General features: G+C 66.9%; 5 protein-coding genes. 2 read left to right on the top strand and 3 right to left on the bottom strand.

The window, feature by feature from the left end; translation table 11 throughout:
* On the bottom strand, positions 1-156 hold a 156-nt coding region (locus tag ACIQ6O_RS16225; protein WP_396208812.1), incomplete at its 3' end, for an L-threonylcarbamoyladenylate synthase.
* 57 nt (positions 157-213) lie between these two features.
* Positions 214-471 (bottom strand): hypothetical protein, encoded by a 258-nt coding sequence (locus ACIQ6O_RS16220; protein ID WP_396208811.1) that lies wholly within the window; start codon positions 469-471, stop codon positions 214-216.
* Between the two features lie 65 nt (positions 472-536).
* Here ACIQ6O_RS16220 and ACIQ6O_RS16215 point away from each other — a divergent pair, with 65 nt between their 5' ends.
* Positions 537-1,142: a 2'-5' RNA ligase family protein gene (locus ACIQ6O_RS16215; protein WP_396208810.1), complete on the top strand. Its 606-nt coding sequence runs from the start codon at positions 537-539 to the stop codon at positions 1,140-1,142.
* Here the strand turns inward: ACIQ6O_RS16215 and ACIQ6O_RS16210 are convergent.
* Positions 1,090-1,572: a hypothetical protein gene (locus tag ACIQ6O_RS16210; RefSeq protein WP_396208809.1), complete on the bottom strand. Its 483-nt coding sequence runs from the start codon at positions 1,570-1,572 to the stop codon at positions 1,090-1,092. The genes ACIQ6O_RS16215 and ACIQ6O_RS16210 overlap by 53 nt on opposite strands.
* Positions 1,573-1,845: 273 nt before the next feature.
* Between ACIQ6O_RS16210 and ACIQ6O_RS16205 the strand changes: the two genes are divergently transcribed.
* On the top strand, positions 1,846-2,571 hold a 726-nt coding region (locus tag ACIQ6O_RS16205; RefSeq protein ID WP_396208808.1), incomplete at its 3' end, for an enoyl-CoA hydratase/isomerase family protein.

Raw genomic sequence — 2,571 nt, 5'->3', positions numbered from 1 at the left:
GATGCGCGCGACGGCGTCCCCATCGAGCGCGTTCGCGCCAAGCCCGTAGACCGTTTCGGTGGGGAAGGCCACGAGCTCCCCGCGCTGCAGGCGGGCGCCGGCATCGGCGATGATGGCGGGATCGGGATGGAGCGGGTCGACCTTCACGACTGACATGCCCAAAACTACTCGGGGCAGGGAGGGGCCTGCCGGCCGAAACCGATCAGGGCGTGCTCACCCTTCCGGGGGGCGGTCGAAACACGGCTCGCCATCCGCTGCGTCGTCCGGCTCGAACGGTGCGTCGAGAATGCGCAGCGCTTGCGTGGCCTCGCCCTCGCGTACCGCCAGCCGCACCGGAAACATCAGGCGCATGGCGGGAAGCATGCCGCCGGCATCGTCCCGCAGCACCACGGCGGGAATCCGGTGGGCTTCGAGTACGCTCCGTGCGACGAGCGCTTCCATTTCATTCACGTATTCGCGGATGACCACCATGGCTTCTCCCATGGCGCGAACTTACCACCGGCCGGGGGCCTTCGTGAGGGCACTATGTTCCTCACATGGCTGCTTCGTTCGGAATCTTCGTGTTGGCCGAGCTTCCGGGTGAAGCGGGCGCGGCGGTGCGCGCCATTCAGGAGCGGTACGATCCCAAGCTCGCACGGCTCACGCCGCCGCATGTGACGCTCGTGGGATCATCGGGGGTGGGCGCGATTCCCACCGACACACCGGTGGAGCGCATTCGGGCCGCGCTGGAACCGATCGCGGCGAGCACGGCACCGATGCGCCTCCCGTTTCATGCACCGCACCGGTTCATGCAGACGGACATCATCTCGCTGCCGCTCGATCCCAACGGGCCGCTGCGCGCGCTGCACGAGCGCCTCGCCCGCAGCGGACTGCCCTTCAAGCGCTCGCGCTTTCTCTTTTCGCCGCACTGCACGCTCACGTTCTATCCGATGCTGACGCCGCAACGGGAGCGTGAACTGCTGGCGATGCGCGTGACGGCCCCGGCGATCATCGAGCGACTGCAGGTGTACCTCACCCGCGATCCGCAGCCAAGTTCACTGCTGTTCAGTCTTCCGTTGTCGGGGCCGGCCACTACGCCCGGCAACGTGGTCAGCAGCGCGTCTCGGGGCGCAGCTTCTGGTACGTCACGGTCGCATGCTTGAGCCCGAGCAGCGCTGACGCCTCGAGCTCGTACTCCATCTGCAGGTCACCCAGCGTATCCGCATCGCGCTGGGCGATCTGCCGCGAGGCCTTTTCAGCGATGCTGTGCCGGCGCAGATACTCGCGGGCCGCGAGCCACATGGTGTTGGCGGCCTGGCGCACGTCGGCCTGATCGGTCACCGACCCCGTCGCATACGTCTTTTCGAAATCCTTCATCGACTCGGCGAGCGCGAGATCGATGGTGTCCACCATGGCGTGAGCGGCCTCGAGTTCGCTCTGCGCGACGCCAAGTGACATCAGCTTCGCGAGTCGCTCGTGCTGACGGCACGTTTCCGTTGCGGTGCGCGCGAGCGCATCGCAGGACGAGAGCGGACTGGGAGCGGTGACCGACGGATCGTCGGCGAGAGCCGCGTTGGAACGGGAGGAAGCCATAGTGCGAAGAAAGCGGGCAAGGCGAGTGGGACGAACCGGCGATACTGGGGATACGATGTGATCTAGCGAGCGCACCCGTACCGGTGGTAGTGGGGGATGTGCGATTTCCTCGTGAATGCAGACAACTGTGCGCGTGCAGAAGTGCGAACCGCGCGCTAAAACTGAAGGCTGAAGGCCGAGAGCTGACAACTCGGCCGGCATTGCTCGAAGCACTCGGGGAGTATTCAGTCGTCAGCTCTCGGCTTTCAGTCGATGACTCACCACACGCACCCAATGACCGCTTACCAGCATCTCCGCATCACCACCGACGCCGGCGCGCGCACGATCACGCTCGATCGTCCCGACAAGCTGAACGCGGTGAATCCGAGGTTGGCCGAGGAGTTTCCGCGTGCCATGCGCGAGGCCGCGCACGATGACACCGTGCGGGCGGTGGTGATCACCGGGGCGGGCCGCGCGTTCTGCGCGGGGCTCGATCTGAGTGATCCGGCGATGCCCGGGGCGTCACGCGCCGATCGTCTCGATCCGTACTACTGGGTGGGCGAGTGGGTTCACGCTGTCACGCAGTGCGAGAAGCCGGTGATTGCCGCCATGAATGGTGTGGCGGCGGGCGCCGGGTTCGGCCTCGCGCTCGCGTGTGACCTGCGTGTGATGCGGGCCGATGCGACGTGCACGGCGGGCTACGTGCGGCGTGGGTTGTCGCCCGATGCCGGTGTCAGCTGGTTTCTGCCGCGGCTGGTGGGTCAGGCGCGTGCGGCGGACCTCGTGTTCACGGGACGCGACATCGGCGCCGACGAGGCGCTGCGCATCGGGCTCGTGAGTCACGTGTGGGAGGCCGATACGTTTGTCGCCGATGTGGCCGCGTATGCGGCGCGCGTGGCGGCCGGGCCGCCGATCGCGCTGGCGCTCAGCAAGCGATTGCTGCTGGGCAGCAGCGAGGCCTCACTCGATCAGCAGCTGCGCGAGGAGCTCACGCATATCAAGACGTGCTTCGCGAGTGCC

Origin of the sequence: Gemmatimonas sp. (genome assembly GCF_044345575.1) — a bacterium.
Lineage (GTDB): Bacteria > Gemmatimonadota > Gemmatimonadetes > Gemmatimonadales > Gemmatimonadaceae > Gemmatimonas.
Note: the sequence above shows the minus strand (reverse complement) of the source record. Positions and strands in the feature narration are given on the sequence as shown.